Consider the following 20,353-nt stretch of genomic DNA (forward strand, 5'->3'; position numbering starts at 1 on the left):
GATTTCCGCAGTGGCAGGCCGCGCCGTGGCCTGTCATCATTCGCGGCGCATGACTCACCAAGCTCCCGTCCCCCTCGCCGATCTGTTGAACCGCGCCAGGCAGGCCCTGGCCACCCCGGACGGGGCGCTGCCCCCGGCCCCGCCCGCCACCGACGAGGCCGGCTGCGTGGTGTTCCTCGCGATGGGCGAGGGCGAAAGCCGCGCCCGCGTCGTCATGGGCCGCGGCCCCGACACCGAGGCTGCGTGGCAGGCCGCCGCCGAGGCGCTGGCGGTGAAGGCGAAGCGCGCCGAGCGGCCCGCGCAACGGCTGCGCGCGGAGATCGTCGAGCGCGCCACGCCGATGACCTGGGGCGAACTCAAGGCGCGGCTGGCGCAGACCAAGCGCAACTACTTCAACGAAGGCATCGCGCTCGACGCGCGCTTCGAGACCGCGCTGCTCGCGCAGGAGATGCACGGCAGCGCCGTGCTCTACAACGGCACGGTCGACCACGCGGAGCCCAACAACGGCAACCTGCGCACGCACACCAAGCGCCGCTTCGGCGATGAGCGCGACTTTCCCACCGACGACGCCGCGCCCGTGTGGTGCTTCACCACGCGCGCCGTGTACGTCGACGCCGACGGCGCCTGGCCGCTCACGGCCGAAGGGCAGGCCGCGGGCTTTCGCACGCTCACCGACTGGAACGCCGCGCAGGTGCGCGCGCTGGTCGATTCGGCAAGCGACTACCTGGCAGAACAGGTCAAGCCCACGGGCGAGTTCCACTACGGCTGGTTCCCCTGCTTCGACCGCGCGATTCCCACCTACAACACGCTGCGCCACGCCAGCTCCACCTACGCCATGCTCGAAGGCTGGGAGCTCACGCGCAGCGACGTGCAGAAGGCCGCCATCGACCGCGCGCTGGCCTTCCTGAGCCAGCGGCTGATCCGCCGCGCCACGCTGGCCGACGGCACGCAGGCCGCCTTCCTGGTCGACATCGGCAACGAGATCAAGCTCGGCGGCAACGCCGTGTGCCTGCTGGCGCTGGTGAAGTACACCGAGCTCACCGGCGATGCGCAGTACCAGCCGCTGATGGAGCAGCTGGCGCTGGGCATCCGCTCCATGCAGGACCCCGAGACCGGGCGCTTCGTGCACGTGCTCAACCACCCGGGGCTCGACGTGAAGGAGCCCTACCGCATCATCTATTACGACGGCGAAGCGGCCTTCGGGCTGATGCGGCTGTACGGCCTCACGCGCGACGCGCGCTGGCTCGCGGTGGTCGAGAAGGCCTTCGAGCATTTCATTGCCGCGGGCCACTGGCGCGCGCACGACCACTGGCTGAGCTACTGCGTCAACGAACTCACGCGCTTCAAGCCCGAAACGCGCTACTACCAGTTCGGCCTGCAGAACATGGCGGGCCACCTGGACTTCGTGCTGGAGCGCATCACCACCTTCCCCACGCTGCTCGAGCTGATGATGGCCGCGCGCGAGATGGTGCTGCGGCTCGAAGCCGACCCTGCCCTGCGCCCGCTGCTCGCGGGGCTCGATCGCCACAAGTTCGACCGCGCGCTGGAGCATCGCGCGCGCTACCTCGCCAACGGCCACTTCTGGCCCGAGCTGGCGATGTTCTTCCGCCACCCCGACCGCATCGCGGGCTCGTTCTTCATCAAGCACCACAGCTTCCGCGTGCGCATCGACGACGTGGAGCACTACCTGTCGGGCTATGTGGCCTACCACCGCCTGCTCGAAGCGCGCGAGGCGCAGCAGCAAAGCGCGCAGCTCACGCAGGCCACGGCCGAGCCCGCCGCACCGCGCGGCGCCGAGGGCATCGTGCTGTGGGGCGGCGACGTCAACCTGGGCCGGCGTCAGCACTACCGCATGCACGACCTCGGCGGCCCCGCCCGCATGCTCGGCGACATCGCCGCGCTGCGCGAGGCCGACCTGCGCATCGTGAACCTCGAATGCGTGGTCGCCACCACGGGCGAGCAGGGCGTCGAGAAGGACGAGGGCGGCCCTTACTACTACCGTGCGCGGCCCGAGATGCTGGCGGTGCTGACCGAGGCCGGCATCGACATGGTCGCCACGGCCAACAACCACAGCGGCGACTACGGCCCCGAGGCGCTGCTGGAGCAGCACGGGCTGCTCAACGCCGCCGCCATCGCGTTCGCCGGCACCGGGCCCGACCTCGACTCGGCGCTGCGCCCCGCCTTCCGGCAAGCCGGTGGGCTGCGCGTCGCGCTGTTCTCGCTCGACGCCACGCAGCCGCGCTTCGCCGCCACCGCGCAGCGCCCCGGCGCGGCCTGGCTGTCGCTCGACGACCCGGCGGCTTGGCGCGCCACGCTCGCGCCGCGCATCGCCGCCGCACGCCAGGAGGCCGACGTGGTGCTGGTGGCGGTGCACTGGGGCGAGAACCTGGAAACCGCGCCCTCGCGCGCCGAGATCGCCGTCGGCCATGCCATCGTCGAAGCCGGCGCCGACGCGGTGCTCGGCACCTCGGCCCACGTGCTGCAGGGCATCGAGGTGCACCAGGGCCGGCCGATCCTGCACGATGCGGGCGACCTGCTGTTCGACGCCATCCGCAACGACCTCGCGGACTCCGGCGTGTTCTCGCTGCGCCTGGGACCGCATGGCGTGGAAGAGGTGGTGTTCACGCCGGTGGGCGTGGGCTTCGGTTTCTCGCAGCAGCTCGCGGGTGAGGCGGCCGAAGCCGCCAGCGCGCGCTTCGCTGAACTGTGCCGCGCGCTCGGCACCGAGATGACGGCGCGGCCTGATGGCCGCTGCGCGCTGCAGCTGTCGCCGCCCGAACGCACCGCGCCGGCCGGGCGCCCGCCGCTGGCGCCGCTGTCGGCGTCGCGCCCGCCCGCGCTGGTCGGCCCCGTGCTCGCGCCCCGGCCCGAGTGGTCGGTCGATGCCGTGCCCGAGGACGCCAGGATTCGCCCGCTGCAGTTCGGCCCGCTGCGCCTCGTGGGCATCCGCCTCGCGCCGACGCAGATCATTGGGCGGCGCCTGCTGTGGGTCGAGTCGTTCTGGACCGCCGATGCGCCCGTGAGCGCCGACCTGCGCGTGCAGTTCCGCGCGCTGCCGATGCGCAGCACCACCATGCCGGCCTGGGGCGAGGCCATGGACCACGACCCCTGCGACTGGATGTGGCCCACCAGCCGCTGGACGCCGGGGCGCATCTACCGCGACCGCTACGGCCTGCGCGCGCCGCGCCTGGGCCTGCTCGAGAACGACGTGCTGCAGATCGAGGTGCGCGTGCGCGGCAGCATGCCCGACCTGCCGGGCGCGCGCCGGCTGCCCGTGTGGTGCGGCCTGCGCGTGCCGAAGTTTCCGACGCCGCTGCCCGAGCGCCCCGCGCCCGTGCTGGCGGCGCTGCGCCCCGGCGCAACGCCGCAGGCGTCGCCCGTGTGGACCGCCGACGAGCTGCAGCGCGTGGTCGGCGGGCACTGGCTGGTGCCGCCGCCGCCGGGCTGGTTCGTCAACGCGGTGGTGCGCGGGCCGACGCACATGGCGCGGCTGCCGAAGCCGGCATTGTTCATTGCATCGGACTACCGCACGCTCGCCAGGCACGAGAACTACAGCAAGCCGCGCGCCGACAACCCCGACCGCCATGAAGACGTGCCCGTGCTGCAGCACGCGCTCGCGGGCGCCGTGGTCGCGCACCCGGTGGACGGGCTCGACCCGTCGTTCCCGCTGCTGCAGGTGGAGGACCCGATCCGCGCCATGATCGACCTGGGTGTGGCCGCGCGTGCGCGCTTCAAGGGCCGCGTGGTGGGCGTGACCGGCACCGTCGGCAAGTCGTCCACCATCGCCATGCTGCGCGACCTGCTGCCCGAGGCGGCGCGCGTGCACACCACCATCGACAACTACAACTCGCGCGTGGGCGTGCCGGCGATGCTGGCCAACCTCGCGGCCGACGCCGACGTCTGCGTGCTCGAGATGGCGCAGAGCGCGCTGTGGATGGACCGCGGCCCGATCTCGCTCGTGGCGCGCCCGCACGTGGCCATCCTCACCGAGATCGGTCTGTCGCAGACCCGCCAGACCGCCACGCTCGAGCAGACGGCCGAGTTCAAGTCGCGCATCTTCCTCGGGCTGGAGCCCGGCGGCGTGGCCATCGTGCCCGACCACATCCCCTGCCTGATGCAGGTGGTGCGGGCGGCCGCACGCACGGCGGGCGCCATCTGGGTGGTGGGCAGCAGCCCCGACGCCAACATCCGCATCGTCGACACGCGGCCCGAGCCCGACGGCGGCTGCCGCGTGCGCATCGCGCTGCCGGGGCGCACGGTCGAGTACCTGTTCCCGATCGCGAGCGCCGGGCTGGTGCGCAATTCGGCGCTGGCTTTTGCGGCGCTGCTGGCGCTGGGCTTCGATGCCGAGGCCGCGTGCGCGCGCATGCCTTTCGTGCGCCTGCCGGCTTCGGTGATGCAGCTGCGCCCGCTGCGCACGCAGGGCGGCGTGCAGGCCACGCTGATCGACGACAGCTGGAACGCCGAGGTCATGTCGATGCGCAACGCGATGGAGTTCGTGCGCACCTGCCAGCATGCGGCGCACGGGCCGGTGACGCGCAAGATCGGCGTGCTCGGGCGCATCATCAACCTCGACAAGGAAGCCGAAGCGATGCACCGCAGCCTGGCCGCGCCGCTGCTGGCCTCGGGCATCCAGCACCTCGTGACGCACGGCGCCGAGATGCGCTGGCTGCGCGAGGAGGTGCCGGCCGAGCTGCTCGGCCCGCACTTCGAAGACGCGGCGCAGCTCACCGGCTACCTCGGCGAATTCCTGCGCGACGGCGACCTGGTGCTGGTGAAGGGCGACCGCCAGCAGTCGGACTTCGGCCTCATCTCCGAGCTGCTGCAGAAGCTATGAGCCCCCGCGCGCGCCTGGCCTGTGTGCTCCTTGCCCTCGTGCAGACGGCCTGCGCGCAGCGTGCCGATGCGCCGAAGGCCGCAGCGCCGCGCGAGCCCGCAGCCTCCGCCTCGGCCGAGGGCGCGCTGCTGCACTGGAACCAGCCCGCCGTGCGCGCCAACTGCCCCGACCGCCCGGGCTTTCTCTGGGTGCAGGCGGTCGAGGGGCCGTCGTGCATCCGCTACTTCGCGAGCCGCGACATCGACGACGCGCGCATCGCCATCGTGCAGTTCTCGGGCGACCGCGACAGCGTGATGAACCTGTCGCCCACGCGCATCCCCGGCAACACCGAACCGCTGCGCACGCTCGACGCGCAGGCCGCGAGCGACCGCGCGGGCATGCCGTGGATCTTCATGGCGCGCCCCGGCACCTACGGCTCGTCGGGCGACCACCGCCAGCGGCGCGAGGCGGTGGAGTTCCATGCGCTCGACGCGGCGCTGGAGGCGCTGATGCAGCGCCACCGGCTGCAGCGCGTGGTGCTCTTCGGCCACAGCGGCGGCGCCACGGCCGGCGCCGCGCTGCTCACGCTCGGGCGCACGCGCGTGGCCTGCGCGGTGCTCACCTCGGGCGCCTTCGACCTGCTGGAGCGCGCGCGGTTGCTCGGCCGCTCGAAGGACGGGCGCACCGACACCACGGGCAGTTCGCAGGTCTACGACCCGCTGGACCATGTGGCCGGCATCCCGCGCGACCCGCAGCGGCGCATCGTGCTCATCGGCAACCCCGACGACCGCAACACGCCGTTCGCGTTGCAGCAGCGCTTTGCCGATGCGGTGCGCAAGGCGGGCCACCGCGTCGAGGTGATGACCTACGCGGCCGAGCCGCCGACCTTCCACGACCTGAAAGACCGCATCGGCCTGCGCACCGCGTCGCAGTGCGCGCGCGAGGCACTGCAGTCGCAAGAAGCCCGATGACCCTCACCTCGCGCCCCTTCGGCGCCATGCCCGACGGCCGGCCCGTCACCGAATACACGCTCGACAACGGCCACGGCCTGCGCCTGAGCGCCATCAACCTCGGCGGCATCGTCACCGCGCTGCACGTGCCCGACCGGCAGGGGCGCAGTGCCAACGTGGTGCTGGGCTTGCCGTCGCTCGATGACTACCTGAAGCCGCACCCGCACTTCGGCACCATCGTCGGCCGCTACGCGAACCGCATCGCGGCGGGCCGCTTCACGCTCGATGGCACCGCTCACCAGCTGGGCCTGAACGACGGCGTGAACACGCTGCATGGCGGCGCCACGGGCTTCGGCAAGCGCTACTGGGAGATCGTGCCGGTGCCTCATGAACTCGCCCTCGAGCTGCGCTACACCAGCGCCGACGGCGAAGAGGGCTACCCCGGCGAGGTGCAGCTGATGGTGCGCTACACCTTGAGTGCCACCGCCAACACCTGGCGCATCGACTACCGCGCCACCACCGACCGGCCCACGGTGCTCAACCTGAGCCACCACGACTACTTCAACCTCGCCGGCAGCGGCTCGGTGATGGACCACGTGCTGATGCTGCCCGCGAGCCGCTACTGCCCGGTCGATGCCACGCTCATTCCGCTCGGGCTGGGCGAGGTGGCCGGCACGCCTTTCGATTTCCGCACGCCGACGCGCATCGGCGCGCGCATCCGCGACGGCCACGAGCAGTTGCTGCGCGCGCACGGCTACGACCACAACTGGGTGCTCGACCGCAGCGGGATCGGGCTGGCCCTGGCCGCGCGCCTCGCCCACGAGGCCTCGGGCCGCGTGATGGACGTGCACACCACCGAGCCCGGCGTGCAGTTCTATTCGGGCAACTTCCTCGACGGCAGCCTGCTCGGCAGCGCGGGCGCGAGCCTGCGCCAGGGCGACGGCCTGTGCCTGGAGACGCAGCACTTTCCCGACGCGCCGAACCGGCAGGAGTTCGCGTCGACCGTGCTGCGGCCCGGCGAGGTGTTCGCCAGCGCGACCGAGCATCGTTTCAGCGTTTTGACCTGAGTCTTGGCTTGCGCGCCAGACTGAATGTCGATTCAACCTAGGATTTTTCCTGGACCGATTGGGTATTTGGAGTGCATCAAGGGTCGGCCCTGTGTTTTCGGCAAAGCGAACGAAAGCTCGCCATCGAGGTTCGATCGCAACCAAGAGGATGCCGGTCTTGAGCGGCACATTCAGTCGGCCTCGCTCCTGGGTTGGGTTCTGATCAGCTCACTCACCATGTCCGCCATGGCCTTCATCGCGCGGCGATCAATTTGCCTGAGTCGTTGAATCGTCATGGGCTCGACCCCAAGAATTTTTGCCATGCTGGAGCTCTGGACGACCATGGCCTGGTGTGCAATCTCGTTCCGCTCTCGTCTGATGGCCCTGAGCGTTTGATGCAAATCCGTGTTTGTGTTGCACGACTGGAATTCGGTGGTCAATTCTCCAAGGGCCATGTCCTTGATATCCCTCGTGGACTTCCTGGAACGCTTTCGGGGAGGGGCGACCTTTCGGGGAGGGGCGGCGGGTCCCGTGCTGTTTTCCGCGTGCCTGGTCAGGTACACCTTAAGCGCCGCCTCGATGATCTGATAGCTCCTGAGCGCGTACAGAACTCTCCCTTCGGTCTCCTCCAAGGTCCGAGGCCATTGCGGCAGAGCCCATGTTTCATCCGCAGCCATTTCCGGCTTCTCATTTTTCATGAGATCTAACCTGCAAAAAGCGCCGCCGGCACGCCCGGGCTGTCGATGCGCACGGCGAAGAGCCCACCGGCCAGCGGCTCGCTCTGCAGCTGTGCTTCGGTGCGGCCGTTGCGCGCCGTCGTGATGTAGAGCGTCTGCAGGTCCGCGCCGCCGAAGGCGCAGTCGGTCACGTTGCTCGCGGGCAGCGCGATGCGGCACAGCTCGACGGCGCTCACCGGGTCGTGGCAGGTAATGCACGCGCCGTCCCAGTGCGCGATCCACAGGCGGCCGGCTGCGTCGGTGGTCATGCCGTCGGGCAGGCCGTTGCCCTTCGGGAAGCGGTGCCACACGCGCTTGTTCGACACCGCGCCGGCTTCCATGTCGAAGTCGTAGGCGTACATCGTGTTGATCGCCGTGTTGTTGAAGTACATGGTGCGGCCGTCGCCCGACCACGTCGGCCCGTTGGTCACCTCGAAGCCGTCGTCGTGCCGGGTGCATTGGCCGTCGGCGTCGAAGCGGTAGAGCGCGCCGGTGGGTGCCTTGCAGTCGAAGTCCATGCTGCCGGCCCAGAAGCGGCCGCGGCTGTCGCACTTGCCGTCGTTGAAGCGGTTGTTGATGCGCTCGGGTTCGGGCTGGTGCAGGTAGCGCGGCTTCGTGGTGTCGCCGGGCGCGGTGGTGTCGAACAGCGCGAAGCCGCGGCGCAACGTGAGGAACAGGCCCGGCGCCGACGCGCGCTCGGAAATCGCGGTGATCTCTTCGTCGAAGTGCCAGGTGCGCTGCGCGCCCGTGGCCGGGTCGTAGCGGAACAGGCGCGGCTGCAGGATGTCGATCCAGTACAGCGCCTGCTCGCGCACCGACCACAGCGTGCCTTCGCCGAGGTCGGCGGCGGCGGGCCAGAGGCATTCGGGGGTGCCGAGCACGCGGGGCGCTGCGAGCGGGGAAGAAGGGGCGCTTGTCTCTTGCATGTTCATTTGTTCTTTCTGTAGGTCATGTCGCCTTGACGCGGCGGATCGTATCAAGGCATATTGATAATAGAAATTGAAAATAACTGCATCGATTGATATGTGTTTTGCAATGTCACGAGATGCCCCCTGGAGACCTTTTCCTTGAATTCCCCCCAGCTTTCCATTCATCCCAGCCTGAAGGGCCGCACCGTGTTCGTCACCGGCGGCGGCAGCGGCATCGGCGCGGCCATCGTCGCTGCGTTTGCAGCGCAGGGCGCGCGCGTGGCCTTTGTCGATATTGCAGAAGCTGCCAGCGCGGCGCTCGCCGCGCAGATCGCCGAAGCCGGCCACGCCGCGCCGTGGTGGCGCGCCTGCGACGTGCGCGACATCGGCGCGCTGCAGCAGGCCGTGGCCGACGCGGCCGCCGAGCTCGGCGACTTCGCGGTGCTGGTCAACAACGTGGCCAGCGACGACCGCCACACGCTCGCATCGGTCACGCCCGACTACTACGACAACCGCATGGCCATCAATGAGCGGCCCGCGCTGTTCGCGATCCAGTCGGTGGTGCCGGGCATGAAGCGCCTGGGCTTCGGCTCGGTGATCAACCTCGGCTCCACGGGCTGGCAGACCAAGGGCTCGGGCTATCCCTGCTACGCGATCGCCAAGTCGTCGGTGAACGGCCTCACGCGCGGGCTCGCGGTGGAGCTGGGCCGCGACCGCATCCGCATCAACACCGTGTCGCCCGGCTGGGTGATGACCGAGCGGCAGGTGGCGCTGTGGCTCGACGAGGAGGGCGAGAAGGCGCTGCACCGCAACCAGTGCCTGCCCGACAAGCTGATGCCGGAAGACATCGCGCGCATGGTGCTGTTCCTCGCATCGGACGACGCGAAGATGTGCACCGCGCAGGAGTTCACGGTCGACGCCGGCTGGACCTGATCAGTCCATCTCGAGTTTGCGTCCGTAGACGCTCATGCTCGCCGTCTTCAGCGCCTTCATCATCACCTTCGCCGCCGGCGACAGCAGCCGGTCGGTGCGCGTGATGATGCCGAAGGCGTCCATGTGGCAGGGCATGTCCAGCGGCAGCAGCGACACGATGCCGTGCGACGCGTAGTAGCGCGCCACGTCGGTCGCCAGCACCGCGACCATGTCGCTTTGCTGCAGCATGCGCGTGATGAACAGCAGCGCCGGGCTTTCGATGATGTTGCCCGGCGGCGCCAGCCCTTCCTCCTGGAACATCAGCTCGAAGCGGTGGCGCAGCACGCTGCCCGCGGGCGGCACGATCCAGCCGGCGCCGACCACGTCGCGCAGCGTGAGGCCGCTCACGCCCAGCAGCGGATGGCCGGGGCGCACCAGCGCGCACACGGGTTCCTCGGTGAGCGCCTCGTAGCGCAGCTGCGACTTGTCGTGCTCGGCGAACAGCCGCGCCACGAGGATGTCAAGCTTGCCCTGCTCGAGCCGCTCGAGCAGCACCGGGCTGGTCTCGATCTCCAGTGACACGCGCAGGTCGGGCTGCTCGCGCTTGACCATCGCCACGGCCGGCGGCATCAGCGTGAGGCCCGGCGCGGTGATGGCGCCCACGTTCACCTGGCCGAGGCGCCCGGCCTTCAACGCGGTGAGCTCGTCGTGCGCCTGGTTCAGGCTGGCCAGTGCCACGCGGGCGTGGCGAATCATGGTCTCGCCGTACCAGGTCGGGCGCATGCCGCGCGGCAGGCGCTCGAACAGCGGCACCTCGAGCACGTCTTCCAGGTCCTTCAGCAATTTCGACGCGGCGGGCTGCGTCATGTTGAGCACCTGCGCCGCGCGGTGGATGTTGCCTTCCTCGGCCAGCGCCACCAGCAACAGCAGCTGGCGGGTCTTGAGGCGGGCGCGGATGAACCAGTGGTTGTAGGTGTTCATGAAGAGGCTGCGAACGAAGGTCTGACGGGGTTTTCCAGAATCCACCGATTGATATGCATTTTGTCTAAAAAACGATTGGATCGATATCGAAATCGTTTCTAGACTTCCGCCCCAGTCCCATAACAACAGAGACAAGGCAACGCCACGGTGATCCACGGCGAGCTTCGGCAGAGCGTGCGCCAGTACATCAACGGCCGCTGGGAAACCAGCGCGACCACCGGTGTCAGCGTCAATCCATCGGACACCAGCGAAGTGGTGGCCGAGTACGCACGTGCCGACCGGCGCCAGGTCGAGCTGGCGATCCGCGCGGCCAGCGAGGCCTTCGTGCACTGGAGCCACAGCACGCCGCAGCGGCGTGCCGACGTGCTCGACCGCATCGGCGCCGAGCTGCTCGCCCGCAAGGACGAGCTGGGCCTGCTGCTGGCGCGCGAGGTCGGCAAGACGCTGCCCGAGGCCGTGGCCGAGGTGGCGCGCGCCGGCCAGATCTTCAAGTTCTTCGCGGGCGAGGCCCTGCGCGGCGGCGGTGGCGAGAACGTGGCCTCGGTGCGCGCCGGCGTGCAGGTCGACGTGACGCGCGAGCCGGTCGGCGTGGTGGGCCTCATCACGCCGTGGAACACGCCCTTCGCCGTGCCGGCCTCCAAGATCGCCGCGGCGCTGGCGCACGGCAACAGCGTGGTCTTCAAGCCGGCCGAGCTGGTGCCGGCCTGCGGCTGGGCGCTCACCGACATCATCGGCCGCGCCACGTTGCCGGCCGGCGTGTTCAACCTCGTGATGGGCAGCGGGCGCGAAGCGGGCCAGGCGCTGGTCGACAGCCCGCTGGTCGATGCGCTGAGCTTCACCGGCTCGGCCGCCAACGGCGAGCGCGTGCTGCAGGCAGCCGCCGCACGGCGCGCCAAGGTGCAGCTGGAGATGGGCGGCAAGAACGCGCTGGTGGTGCTGGCCGATGCCGACCTCGACCGCGCCGTCGATTGCGCGGTGCAGGGCGCCTACTTTTCCAACGGCCAGCGCTGCACCGCATCGAGCCGCCTCATCGTCGAAGCCGCCGTGCACGACGCCTTCGTGGCGCAGCTGCGCCAGCGCCTGAAGACACTGAAGATCGGCCACGCGCTGGAACGCGGCATCGACATCGGCCCCGTGGCCGACGAAGAGCGGCTGGCGCAGAACCTCGCGTGGATCGACATCGCGCGCGAAGAGGGCGCGGAGCACGTGTGGGGCGGCGAGGCGCTGCAGCGCGCCACCGCCGGCCACTACATGAGTCCCGCGCTCTTCCTGGCCCAACCCGGGCACCGCATCGCACGCGAAGAAATCTTCGGGCCGCTGGCCTGCGTGCTGCGCGCCGCCGATTACGACGAAGCGCTCGCGCTGTGCAACGACACGCCCTTCGGCCTGTGCGCGGGCATCTGCACCAATTCGCTGAAGCACGCGATGCACTTCAGGCGCCATGCCGTAGTCGGCATGACGATGGTCAATCTGCCGACCGCGGGGGTGGACTTTCATGTGCCCTTCGGCGGCCGCAAGGGGTCGGGCTGCGGGCCGCGCGAACAAGGGCGCCACGCCGCGGAGTTCTACACGACGGTGAAGACCGGCTACATGCTGGCCTGACCGAACACATCACAGACTCATCAAGAAGGAGACAACCATGACCATGAATCGCCGCACCCTCAACACCGCGCTCGCCGCCGCAGCCCTGGGCAGCCTGCTGCCCGTGTCCGCCCTCGCGCAGAAGAAACTCGTGCTCGGCTTCGCGCAGGTGGGCGCCGAGAGCGAATGGCGCACCGCCAACACCGAGTCGATCAAGTCCTCGGCCAAGGAGGCGGGCATCGAGCTGAAGTTCTCCGACGCGCAGCAGAAGCAGGAGAACCAGATCAAGGCCATCCGCTCGTACATCGCGCAGAAGGTCGACGTGATCGCGTTCTCGCCCGTGGTCGAGTCGGGCTGGGAAACCGTGCTGCGCGAAGCCAAGGCCGCGAAGATCCCGGTGGTGCTGACCGACCGCTCCGTGAACACCAAGGACGACTCGCTCTACGTGACCTTCATGGGCTCCGACTTCACCGAGGAAGGCCGCAAGGCCGGCCGCTGGCTGGTCGAGAAGATGAAGGACCAGAAGGGCGAGGTGAACATCGTCGAGCTGCAGGGCACCGTGGGCTCGGCCCCCGCCATCGACCGCAAGAAGGGCTTCGAGGAAATCATCAAGGCCGACCCGAAGTTCAAGATCACCCGCTCGCAGACCGGCGACTTCACGCGCGCCAAGGGCAAGGAGGTGATGGAAGCCTTCCTCAAGGCCGAGGGCAAGAAGATCAACGTGCTCTACGCGCACAACGACGACATGGCCATCGGCGCGATCCAGGCCATCGAAGAGGCCGGCATGAAGCCCGCGAAGGACATCACCATCATCTCGATCGACGGGGTGAAGGGCGCCTTCGAAGCCATGATCGCCGGCAAGCTCAACGTGTCGGTCGAATGCAGCCCGCTGCTCGGGCCGCAGCTCATGAGCGCGGTGAAGGACATCAAGGCCGGCAAGACGCTGCCCAAGCGCATCGTGACCGAAGAAGGCATCTTCCCGATGGAAGTCGCGGCCAAAGAGTTTCCCAACCGCAAGTACTGAGGACCGACCGACATGAAACGCAACTTCCTCAAGGCCTCGCTCGCGGGCCTGGCCTTCGCCGTCGTCGGCTTCACGCCGCTGGCCCATGCGCAGGACAAGGGCCTGATCGCCATCTCGATGCCCACCAAGTCGTCGGCCCGCTGGATCGCCGACGGCGCGAACATGGTCAAGTACTTCAAGGACAAGGGCTACAAGACCGACCTGCAGTACGCGGACGACGACATCCCGAACCAGCTCGCGCAGATCGAGAACATGGTGACCAAGGGCTCGAAGGTGTTGGTCATCGCGGCCATCGACGGCACCACGCTGTCCGATGTGCTGCAGAAGGCGGCTGACAAGGGCGTGAAGGTCATCGCCTACGACCGGCTCATCAAGGGCTCGAAGAACGTCGACTACTACGCCACCTTCGACAACTTCCAGGTCGGCGTGCTGCAGGCGCAGTCGATCGAGGCGGCGCTGGGCCTGAAGAGCGGCAAGGGCCCGTTCAACATCGAGCTGTTCGGCGGCTCGCCCGACGACAACAACGCCTTCTTCTTCTACAACGGCGCGATGTCGGTGCTCGACCCGTACATCAAGAGCGGCAAGCTGGTGGTGCGCAGCAAGCAGATGGGCATGGACAAGGTCGGCACGCTGCGCTGGGACGGTGCGGTGGCGCAGGCGCGCATGGACAACCTGCTGTCGGCCTACTACACGAAGAACCGCGTCGATGCGGTGCTGTCGCCGTACGACGGCCTGTCGATCGGCATCCTGTCGTCGCTCAAGGGCGTGGGCTATGGCTCGGGTTCGCAGGCGATGCCCATCGTGTCGGGCCAGGACGCCGAGGTGCCGTCGGTCAAGTCGATCCTGCGCAAGGAGCAGACCTCCACCGTGTTCAAGGACACGCGCGAGCTGGCCAAGGTGACGGTGGCCATGGTCGACGCCATGCTCTCGGGCAAGGCGCCCGAGGTGAACGACACCAAGACCTACAACAACGGCATCAAGGTCGTGCCCTCGTACCTGCTCAAGCCGGTGAGCGTGGACGGCTCCAACTGGAAGCAGGTGCTGGTGGACAGCGGCTACTACAAGGAAAGCCAGGTCAAGTGAGCCAGGTCGGCGAAGCGCGCACGATCCTCGAGATGCGCGGGATCACCAAGACGTTCCCGGGCGTGAAGGCCCTGAGCAACGTCAACCTCGCCGTGCGCGCGGGGGAGATCCACGCGGTGGTCGGCGAGAACGGCGCGGGCAAGTCGACGCTCATGAAGGTGCTGAGCGGCGTCTACCCGTGTGACTCGTACACCGGGGAGATCCATTTCGAGGGCGAGCTTCGCCGCTTCAAGGGCATCGCCGACAGCGAGAAGCTGGGCATCATCATCATTCACCAGGAGCTGGCGCTGGTGCCGCTGCTGTCGATTGCCGAGAACATCTTCCTGGGCAACGAGATCGCGAGCGGCGGCGTCATCGACTGGTTCGCCGCCTATGCGAAGACGCGCGAGCTGCTCGCCAAGGTGGGCCTGAAGGAGCCGCCCACCACGTTGGTGACCGACCTGGGCGTGGGCAAGCAGCAGCTGGTGGAAATCGCGAAGGCGCTGGCGAAGGAGGTGAAGCTGCTGATCCTCGACGAGCCCACCGCGAGCCTGAACGAGAACGACAGCGATGCGCTGCTCGCGCTGCTGCTCGAGCTGAAGCGCCAGGGCATCGCGTCGATCCTCATCTCGCACAAGCTCAACGAAATCGCCAAGGTGGCCGACTCCATCACCGTGCTGCGCGACGGCGCGACGGTGGAAACCATCGACTGCCGCAGCGACCCGATCAGCGAAGACCGCATCATCCGCGGCATGGTGGGCCGCGACATGGAACACCGCTACCCGCAGCGCTCGCCGAAGATCGGCGAGACGGTGCTGGAGGTGCGCGACTGGCGCGTGCACCACGCGCTGCACGCCGACCGTGAGCAGATCAAGGGCGTGAACCTACAGGTGCGCCAGGGCGAGATCGTCGGCATCGCGGGCCTCATGGGCGCGGGCCGCACCGAGCTGGCGATGAGCGTGTTCGGCAAGTCGTACGGCCAGCGCATCAGCGGCTCGGTGCTCATGCACGGCAAGCCCGTGGACGTGAGCACGGTGCGCAAGGCCATCGACCACGGCATTGCCTACGTCACCGAAGACCGCAAGGGCCTCGGGCTGGTGCTGGAGGAAGGCATCCGCAAGAACATCAGCCTGGCGAACCTCGATGCCATCTCCGAACGTGCGGTGATCGACGACGGCCGCGAGTTCAAGGTGGCCAACGACTTCAAGAAGGCACTGAACATCCGTTGCTCGGGCGTCGAGCAGCTGGTGGTCAACCTGTCGGGCGGCAACCAGCAGAAGGTGGTGCTGAGCAAGTGGCTCTTCACCAAGCCGGAACTGCTGATCCTGGACGAACCCACGCGCGGCATCGACGTGGGCGCCAAGTACGAGATCTACACCATCATCGACCAGCTCGCGAGCGAGGGCAAAGGCATTCTCATGATTTCTTCCGAACTGCCCGAGCTGCTGGGCATGTGCGACCGCATCTACGTGATGAACGAGGGGCGCTTCGTGGCCGAGTTCACCGCGGCCGAGGCGTCGCAGGAGCGCATCATGCATGCCATCGTGAGCGCGGGGAGTTCCGTTCATGTCGCTTCCTGAAGCCAACGCGGTGCAGGGCGCCGCTCCCGTGGCCCCGAAGCTCCACGTGGGCTTCCTGAAGAACAACCTGCGCGAATACGGCATGCTGATCTCGCTGGTCGCGATCATGGTGCTGTTCCAGGTGCTGACCGACGGCACGCTCTTGCGGCCGCTGAACCTCACCAACCTGCTGCTGCAGAACAGCTACGTGGTCATCATGGCGCTGGGCATGCTGCTGGTGATCGTGGCGGGGCACATCGACCTGTCGGTGGGCTCGGTCTGCGGCTTCATCGGCGCGCTTGCGGCGGTGCTGATGGTGGAATACGAATGGCACTTCGTGCCGACCGCGCTCATCAGCATCGCGGCGGGTGCCGTCATCGGTGCGGCGCAGGGCTGGTTCGTCGCGTTCCGCAAGATTCCTTCGTTCATCGTCACGCTCGCGGGCATGCTGGTGTTCAAGGGGCTCACGCTGGCGCTGCTGGCGGGGCAGTCGGTGGGGCCGTTTCCGGTCGAGTTCCAGCGCCTGAGTTCGGGCTTCATTCCCGATCCGCTCGGTGGCGACACCTTGCGCACCACCTCGCTGATCGTGGGCGCGCTGGCGGCCGCGGCGCTGGTGTTCTTCAAGCTGCGCGGGCGCGCCAAGCTCAAGGCGCACGGCATGGAGCAGGAGCCGTACGCCTTCTTCCTCGTGAAGAACCTGTTCTTCGCGGCGATCATTCTTTTCTTCAGCTACCTGCTCTCGACCTACAAGGGCCTGCCCAACGTGCTGGTGGTGATGGCGGTGCTGATCGTGGTGTACGACTTCGTCACCAACCGCACGACCATCGGCCGGCGCATCTACGCGCTGGGCGGCAACGAGAAGGCGGCGCGGCTGTCGGGCGTGAAGACGCAGCGGCTCGCGTTCCTCACCTTCGTGAACATGGGGGCGCTGGCGGCGTTGGCGGGGCTCGTGTTCGCGGCGCGGCTCAACACGGCCACACCCAAGGCGGGCCTGGGTTTCGAGCTCGATGTGATTGCTGCCTGCTTCATCGGCGGCGCCTCGGCCTCGGGTGGCGTGGGCCGGGTGATGGGTGCGGTGATCGGCGCCTTCATCATGGGCGTGATGAACAACGGCATGTCGATCCTCGGCATCGGCATCGACTACCAGCAGGTGATCAAGGGGCTGGTGCTGCTGGCGGCGGTGTTCATCGACGTCTACAACAAGAACAAGTGAACGCATGACCGACGGAACCGCCAGCCCCGTGCTCGAACTGCGGGGCATCCACAAGCAGTTCGCCGGCATTCCGGTGCTGAACGGCGTGCAGCTGAAGCTCTACCCGGGCGAGATCCACGCGCTGATGGGGCAGAACGGCGCGGGAAAGTCGACGCTCATCAAGGTGCTCACGGGCGTGCTGCCGTCGAGCGGCGGAGAGATGTTTCTCGATGGCCAGGCCATCCGGCCCGGCTCGCCGCTGGAGGCGCAGAAGCTGGGCATCAGCACGGTCTACCAGGAGGTGAACCTGTGCCCGAACCTCTCGGTGGCGGAGAACGTGTTCGCGGGGCGCTATCCGCGCTGCGGCGCGTTGCAGGGCTTTCGCATCGACTGGGCGGCGGTGAACCGCCGGGCGTCGGAGCTGCTGGCGCGCATCGGGCTCGACATCGACGTGACGCGCTTGCTGTCGAGCTATTCGGTCGCGGTGCAGCAGATGGTGGCGATCGCGCGGGCGCTCGGCGTGTCGTCGAAGGTGCTGATCCTCGACGAGCCGACGTCGAGCCTCGATGACGATGAAGTCGAGAAGCTGTTCGAGGTGCTGCGGCGCTTGCGTGGCGAGGGCCTTGCCATCGTCTTCGTGACGCACTTCCTGAACCAGATGTACGCGGTGTCCGACCGCATCACCGTGCTGCGCAACGGCAACTGGGTGGGCGAATGGAAGGCGGCGGACCTCGGTCCGCAAGCGCTGATCGCGGCGATGCTGGGTCGCGAGTTGGCTGCGCAGTCGGCACGACCCGCCGCGCTGCCTGCATTCGATGAAGCGGCGCCCGCGCTGCTGCAATCCGAAGGACTGGGGCAGGCCGGGCAGTTGCAGGCCACCGACCTGCGCGTGCGTGCCGGCGAGGTCGTCGGCATCGCCGGCCTGCTCGGCGCGGGCCGCACCGAACTGGCGCGCCTGCTGTTCGGCCTCGAATCGCCCGACCGTGGTGTGCTGAAGATCGACGGCCGCTCCGTCAGCTTTTCGAATCCCGCCGACGCGATCCGCGAAGGCCTCGCGCTGTGTCCCGAAGAGCGCAAGACCGATGGCATCGTGGCCGAGCTGTCGGTGCGCGAGAACATCGCGCTCGCGCTGCAGGCTCGCCTGGGCACGCGGAAATTTCTCTCGCATGCCGAGCAGACCGCGATGGCCGAGCGCTTCGTCGCCTCGCTGGGCATCAAGACCGCAAGCGTCGAAACGCCCATCGGCCTGCTCTCGGGCGGCAACCAGCAGAAGGCCATGATCGCGCGCTGGCTCGCGACCGAGCCGCGCTTGCTGATCCTGGACGAACCCACGCGCGGCATCGACGTGGCCGCCAAGCAGGAAATCATGGAAGAGATCCTGCGGCTCGCGCGCGCCGGCATGGCGGTGATCTTCATCTCGTCGGAGATGAGCGAAGTGGTGCGCGTGGCGCACCGCATCGTGGTGCTGCGCGACCGGCAGAAGGTGGGCGAGCTGCCGGGCGGCTCGACCGAGGACGAGGTCTACGAAATGATTGCCGCCGCATGAACCGCCTATCGACTCTCATGAGCCACCGGCTCGCCTGGCCCGTCATCACGCTGCTGTTGCTGCTCGCCATCAACACCGCGTTCAACGCCAGCTTCCTGCACCTCGAATGGCGCGACGGCCATCTCTACGGCAGCCTGATCGACATCGTGAACCGCGCGGCGCCGCTGGTGCTGGTCTCGCTCGGCATGACGCTCGTGATCGCCACGCGCGGCATCGACATCTCGGTGGGCGCGGTGGTGGCCATCGCGGCGGCGGTCGCGGCCTGGATGATCGGCGGCTCGGTGTCCAGCGACGTGAGCCGCTTCCCGATGCCGCTCGCGATCCTCGCGGCTCTCGCCGTCGCGCTGCTGTGCGGCCTGTGGAACGGGTTGCTGGTCGCCAAGGTCGGCATGCAGCCGATCATCGCGACGCTGATCCTTATGGTGGCGGGGCGCGGCATCGCGCAGCTGGTCGCGGACGGGCAGATCATCACGATCTACTACAAGCCCTTCTTCTTCCTCGGCAGCGGCTACCTGCTGGGGCTGCCGTTCTCGCTGTTCATCGTGGCGGCGGTGTTCGCGATGCTGTACCTGGCGATCACGCGCACGGCGCTCGGCCTGTTCATCCAGGCGGTGGGCATCAACCCGACGGCCGCGCGCGTGGCGGGCATCCAGGCGCGGCGGCTGGTCGTCGGTGCGTATGCGTTCTGCGGCGTGTGCGCGGGCGTGGCGGGCCTCTTGATCAGCTCGAACGTGAAGAGCGCGGACGGCAACAACGCGGGCCAGTTGCTGGAGCTCGATGCGATCCTCGCGGTCACGCTGGGCGGCACGGCGCTCACGGGTGGTCGCTTCAGCCTCGTGGGCAGCGTGATCGGCGCGCTGATCATCCAGACGCTGACCTACGCGATCTATTCGCTGGGCGTGCCGCCGGAGATCAACCTCGTGGTGAAGGCGGTGGTGGTGTTCGTGGTGATGCTGATGCAGTCGCCGGAGTTCCGGGCGGAGGTTCGCACGCTGGTGCAGCGGCCGGTGCATGACGGGGGCAGGGCATGAGCGCGGTGATCGAGGCGGCGCCTTCAGTCCAGACCGCGCCCGTGCGCGGGAGCAAGGCAAGGCTCAATCCGAAGTACCTGCCGCTGACCGCGACCATCTCGCTGTTCGTGCTGATGGCCACGCTGGGCTCGGTGTTCTACGACGGCTTCTTCTCGGCGCAGGTGTTCCTCAACCTGCTGATCGACAACGCGTTCCTGATCGTCGTCGCGGTCGGCATGACCTTCGTGATCCTCTCGGGCGGCATCGACCTCTCGGTGGGCTCGGTGATCGCGCTCACGACGATGGTGTCGGCCTCGCTGGTCGAGAAGCACGGGTGGAGCCCGGCCATCGTGATCCCGCTGGTGCTGGCGATGGGCACGGCCTTCGGTGCGTTCATGGGGCTGCTCATCGAGCGCTTCCGGCTGCAGCCCTTCATCGTCACGCTCGCGGGCATGTTCCTCGCGCGGGGGCTGTGCTACCTCATCAGCATCGACTCGATCAGCATCACCAACGATTTTTATTCGGAGGTCTCGCAGATCCGCATTCCGATCTGGGGCGAGGCCTCGGTCTCGGTCAGCGCGGTGATCGCCATCGCCGTGTTGCTGGCTGCGATCTTCATTGCGCATTGCACGCCCTTCGGCCGCGCGGTGTACGCCATCGGCGGCAGCGAGCATTCGGCCATGCTGATGGGCTTGCCGGTGCGCCGCACGCTCGTGGGCGTGTACACGCTCTCGGGCTTCTGCTCGGCGCTGGCGGGCGTGATCTTCACCTTCTACATGCTCTCGGGCTACGGCCTGCATGCGCTCGGGCTGGAGCTCGACGCCATCGCGGCGGTGGTGATCGGCGGCACGCTGCTCACCGGCGGCGTGGGCTACGTGGCGGGCACGCTCTTCGGCGTGCTGATGCTCGGGATCATCCAGACGCTGATTTCCTTCGACGGCACGCTGAGCTCGTGGTGGACGCGCATCGTGGTCGGCGCGCTGCTCTTCGTGTTCTGCCTGCTCCAACGCTTCTTCACCTCGCGCGCCCCGCGCCGCTGACCATTTCCCC

General features: G+C 68.3%; 15 protein-coding genes. 12 read left to right on the forward strand and 3 right to left on the reverse strand.

Annotated elements, in window-relative coordinates:
- The first annotated feature begins 49 nt into the window (after positions 1–49).
- From AC07XP_RS16645 to AC07XP_RS16655, 3 genes are read left to right on the forward strand one after another with little or no spacing between them, the layout of a single operon-like run.
- Positions 50–4,837: a CapA family protein gene (locus tag AC07XP_RS16645; protein ID WP_495265295.1), complete on the forward strand. Its 4,788-nt coding sequence runs from the start codon at positions 50–52 to the stop codon at positions 4,835–4,837.
- Complete coding sequence (locus AC07XP_RS16650) at positions 4,834–5,787, forward strand: alpha/beta hydrolase family protein (protein WP_495265296.1); 954 nt, start codon at positions 4,834–4,836, stop codon at positions 5,785–5,787. Before AC07XP_RS16645 ends, AC07XP_RS16650 begins: the two co-directional genes overlap by 4 nt.
- Entirely contained in the window at positions 5,784–6,833 is a 1,050-nt protein-coding gene (locus tag AC07XP_RS16655) for an aldose epimerase family protein (RefSeq protein ID WP_495265297.1), read from the forward strand. The genes AC07XP_RS16650 and AC07XP_RS16655 overlap by 4 nt, the downstream gene beginning before the upstream one ends.
- Before the next feature lie 170 nt (positions 6,834–7,003).
- Here AC07XP_RS16655 and AC07XP_RS16660 read toward each other — a convergent pair whose 3' ends face one another.
- Together AC07XP_RS16660 and AC07XP_RS16665 are read right to left on the reverse strand one after the other, a co-directional pair.
- Positions 7,004–7,510 carry a hypothetical protein gene (locus AC07XP_RS16660; protein ID WP_495265298.1) on the reverse strand — a complete coding sequence of 169 codons (507 nt, stop codon included), beginning with the start codon at positions 7,508–7,510 and terminating at the stop codon, positions 7,004–7,006.
- Positions 7,511–7,515: 5 nt separating this feature from the next.
- Positions 7,516–8,460: an SMP-30/gluconolactonase/LRE family protein gene (locus tag AC07XP_RS16665; RefSeq protein ID WP_495265299.1), complete on the reverse strand. Its 945-nt coding sequence runs from the start codon at positions 8,458–8,460 to the stop codon at positions 7,516–7,518.
- Positions 8,461–8,595: 135 nt separating this feature from the next.
- On the opposite strand from AC07XP_RS16665, the gene AC07XP_RS16670 reads away from it, so the two are divergent.
- Positions 8,596–9,369, forward strand: a complete 774-nt coding sequence (locus AC07XP_RS16670) for an SDR family NAD(P)-dependent oxidoreductase (protein ID WP_495265300.1) — start codon at positions 8,596–8,598, stop codon at positions 9,367–9,369.
- Here the strand turns inward: AC07XP_RS16670 and AC07XP_RS16675 are convergent, their stop codons facing one another.
- A complete protein-coding gene (locus AC07XP_RS16675; RefSeq protein ID WP_369644706.1) occupies positions 9,370–10,329 on the reverse strand; it encodes a LysR family transcriptional regulator in 960 nt (319 codons plus the stop codon).
- 147 nt (positions 10,330–10,476) lie between these two features.
- Here AC07XP_RS16675 and AC07XP_RS16680 point away from each other — a divergent pair, with 147 nt between their 5' ends.
- The 8 genes from AC07XP_RS16680 to yjfF are packed head-to-tail and all read left to right on the forward strand — an operon-like array spanning position 10,477 to position 20,343.
- Entirely contained in the window at positions 10,477–11,931 is a 1,455-nt protein-coding gene (locus tag AC07XP_RS16680; protein WP_495265301.1) for an aldehyde dehydrogenase family protein, read from the forward strand.
- Positions 11,932–11,968: 37 nt separating this feature from the next.
- On the forward strand, positions 11,969–12,934 hold the full coding sequence (locus AC07XP_RS16685; RefSeq protein WP_492679389.1) for an ABC transporter substrate-binding protein: 966 nt from the start codon (positions 11,969–11,971) through the stop codon (positions 12,932–12,934).
- A gap of 12 nt (positions 12,935–12,946) precedes the next feature.
- On the forward strand, positions 12,947–14,017 hold the full coding sequence (gene chvE / locus AC07XP_RS16690) for a multiple monosaccharide ABC transporter substrate-binding protein (protein ID WP_495265302.1): 1,071 nt from the start codon (positions 12,947–12,949) through the stop codon (positions 14,015–14,017).
- A gap of 32 nt (positions 14,018–14,049) precedes the next feature.
- Positions 14,050–15,576: a multiple monosaccharide ABC transporter ATP-binding protein gene (gene mmsA, locus AC07XP_RS16695; protein ID WP_495265314.1), complete on the forward strand. Its 1,527-nt coding sequence runs from the start codon at positions 14,050–14,052 to the stop codon at positions 15,574–15,576.
- Positions 15,563–16,768 carry a multiple monosaccharide ABC transporter permease gene (mmsB, locus tag AC07XP_RS16700; RefSeq protein ID WP_495265303.1) on the forward strand — a complete coding sequence of 402 codons (1,206 nt, stop codon included), beginning with the start codon at positions 15,563–15,565 and terminating at the stop codon, positions 16,766–16,768. Before mmsA ends, mmsB begins: the two co-directional genes overlap by 14 nt.
- A gap of 4 nt (positions 16,769–16,772) precedes the next feature.
- Complete coding sequence (locus AC07XP_RS16705; protein WP_495265304.1) at positions 16,773–18,293, forward strand: sugar ABC transporter ATP-binding protein; 1,521 nt, start codon at positions 16,773–16,775, stop codon at positions 18,291–18,293.
- On the forward strand, positions 18,290–19,324 hold the full coding sequence (locus tag AC07XP_RS16710) for an ABC transporter permease (RefSeq protein WP_495265305.1): 1,035 nt from the start codon (positions 18,290–18,292) through the stop codon (positions 19,322–19,324). The genes AC07XP_RS16705 and AC07XP_RS16710 overlap by 4 nt, the downstream gene beginning before the upstream one ends.
- A complete protein-coding gene (yjfF, locus tag AC07XP_RS16715) occupies positions 19,321–20,343 on the forward strand; it encodes a galactofuranose ABC transporter, permease protein YjfF (protein ID WP_495265306.1) in 1,023 nt (340 codons plus the stop codon). Before AC07XP_RS16710 ends, yjfF begins: the two co-directional genes overlap by 4 nt.
- The last annotated feature ends 10 nt before the right edge of the window (positions 20,344–20,353 follow it).

This window comes from Variovorax sp. GW531-E2 (assembly GCF_059423125.1).

What these genes read in the sequence shown, in the direction of transcription:
- AC07XP_RS16645 (WP_495265295.1), top strand. Translation starts at nt 50, where the DNA reads ATGACTCACCAAGCTCCCGTCCCCCTCGCCGATCTGTTGAACCGCGCC.
- AC07XP_RS16650 (WP_495265296.1), top strand. Translation starts at nt 4,834, where the DNA reads ATGAGCCCCCGCGCGCGCCTGGCCTGTGTGCTCCTTGCCCTCGTGCAG.
- AC07XP_RS16655 (WP_495265297.1), top strand. Translation starts at nt 5,784, where the DNA reads ATGACCCTCACCTCGCGCCCCTTCGGCGCCATGCCCGACGGCCGGCCC.
- AC07XP_RS16660 (WP_495265298.1), bottom strand. Translation starts at nt 7,510, where the DNA reads ATGAAAAATGAGAAGCCGGAAATGGCTGCGGATGAAACATGGGCTCTG.
- AC07XP_RS16665 (WP_495265299.1), bottom strand. Translation starts at nt 8,460, where the DNA reads ATGAACATGCAAGAGACAAGCGCCCCTTCTTCCCCGCTCGCAGCGCCC.
- AC07XP_RS16675 (WP_369644706.1), bottom strand. Translation starts at nt 10,329, where the DNA reads ATGAACACCTACAACCACTGGTTCATCCGCGCCCGCCTCAAGACCCGC.
- AC07XP_RS16685 (WP_492679389.1), top strand. Translation starts at nt 11,969, where the DNA reads ATGACCATGAATCGCCGCACCCTCAACACCGCGCTCGCCGCCGCAGCC.
- chvE (WP_495265302.1), top strand. Translation starts at nt 12,947, where the DNA reads ATGAAACGCAACTTCCTCAAGGCCTCGCTCGCGGGCCTGGCCTTCGCC.
- mmsA (WP_495265314.1), top strand. Translation starts at nt 14,050, where the DNA reads ATGCGCGGGATCACCAAGACGTTCCCGGGCGTGAAGGCCCTGAGCAAC.
- mmsB (WP_495265303.1), top strand. Translation starts at nt 15,563, where the DNA reads ATGTCGCTTCCTGAAGCCAACGCGGTGCAGGGCGCCGCTCCCGTGGCC.
- AC07XP_RS16705 (WP_495265304.1), top strand. Translation starts at nt 16,773, where the DNA reads ATGACCGACGGAACCGCCAGCCCCGTGCTCGAACTGCGGGGCATCCAC.
- AC07XP_RS16710 (WP_495265305.1), top strand. Translation starts at nt 18,290, where the DNA reads ATGAACCGCCTATCGACTCTCATGAGCCACCGGCTCGCCTGGCCCGTC.
- yjfF (WP_495265306.1), top strand. Translation starts at nt 19,321, where the DNA reads ATGAGCGCGGTGATCGAGGCGGCGCCTTCAGTCCAGACCGCGCCCGTG.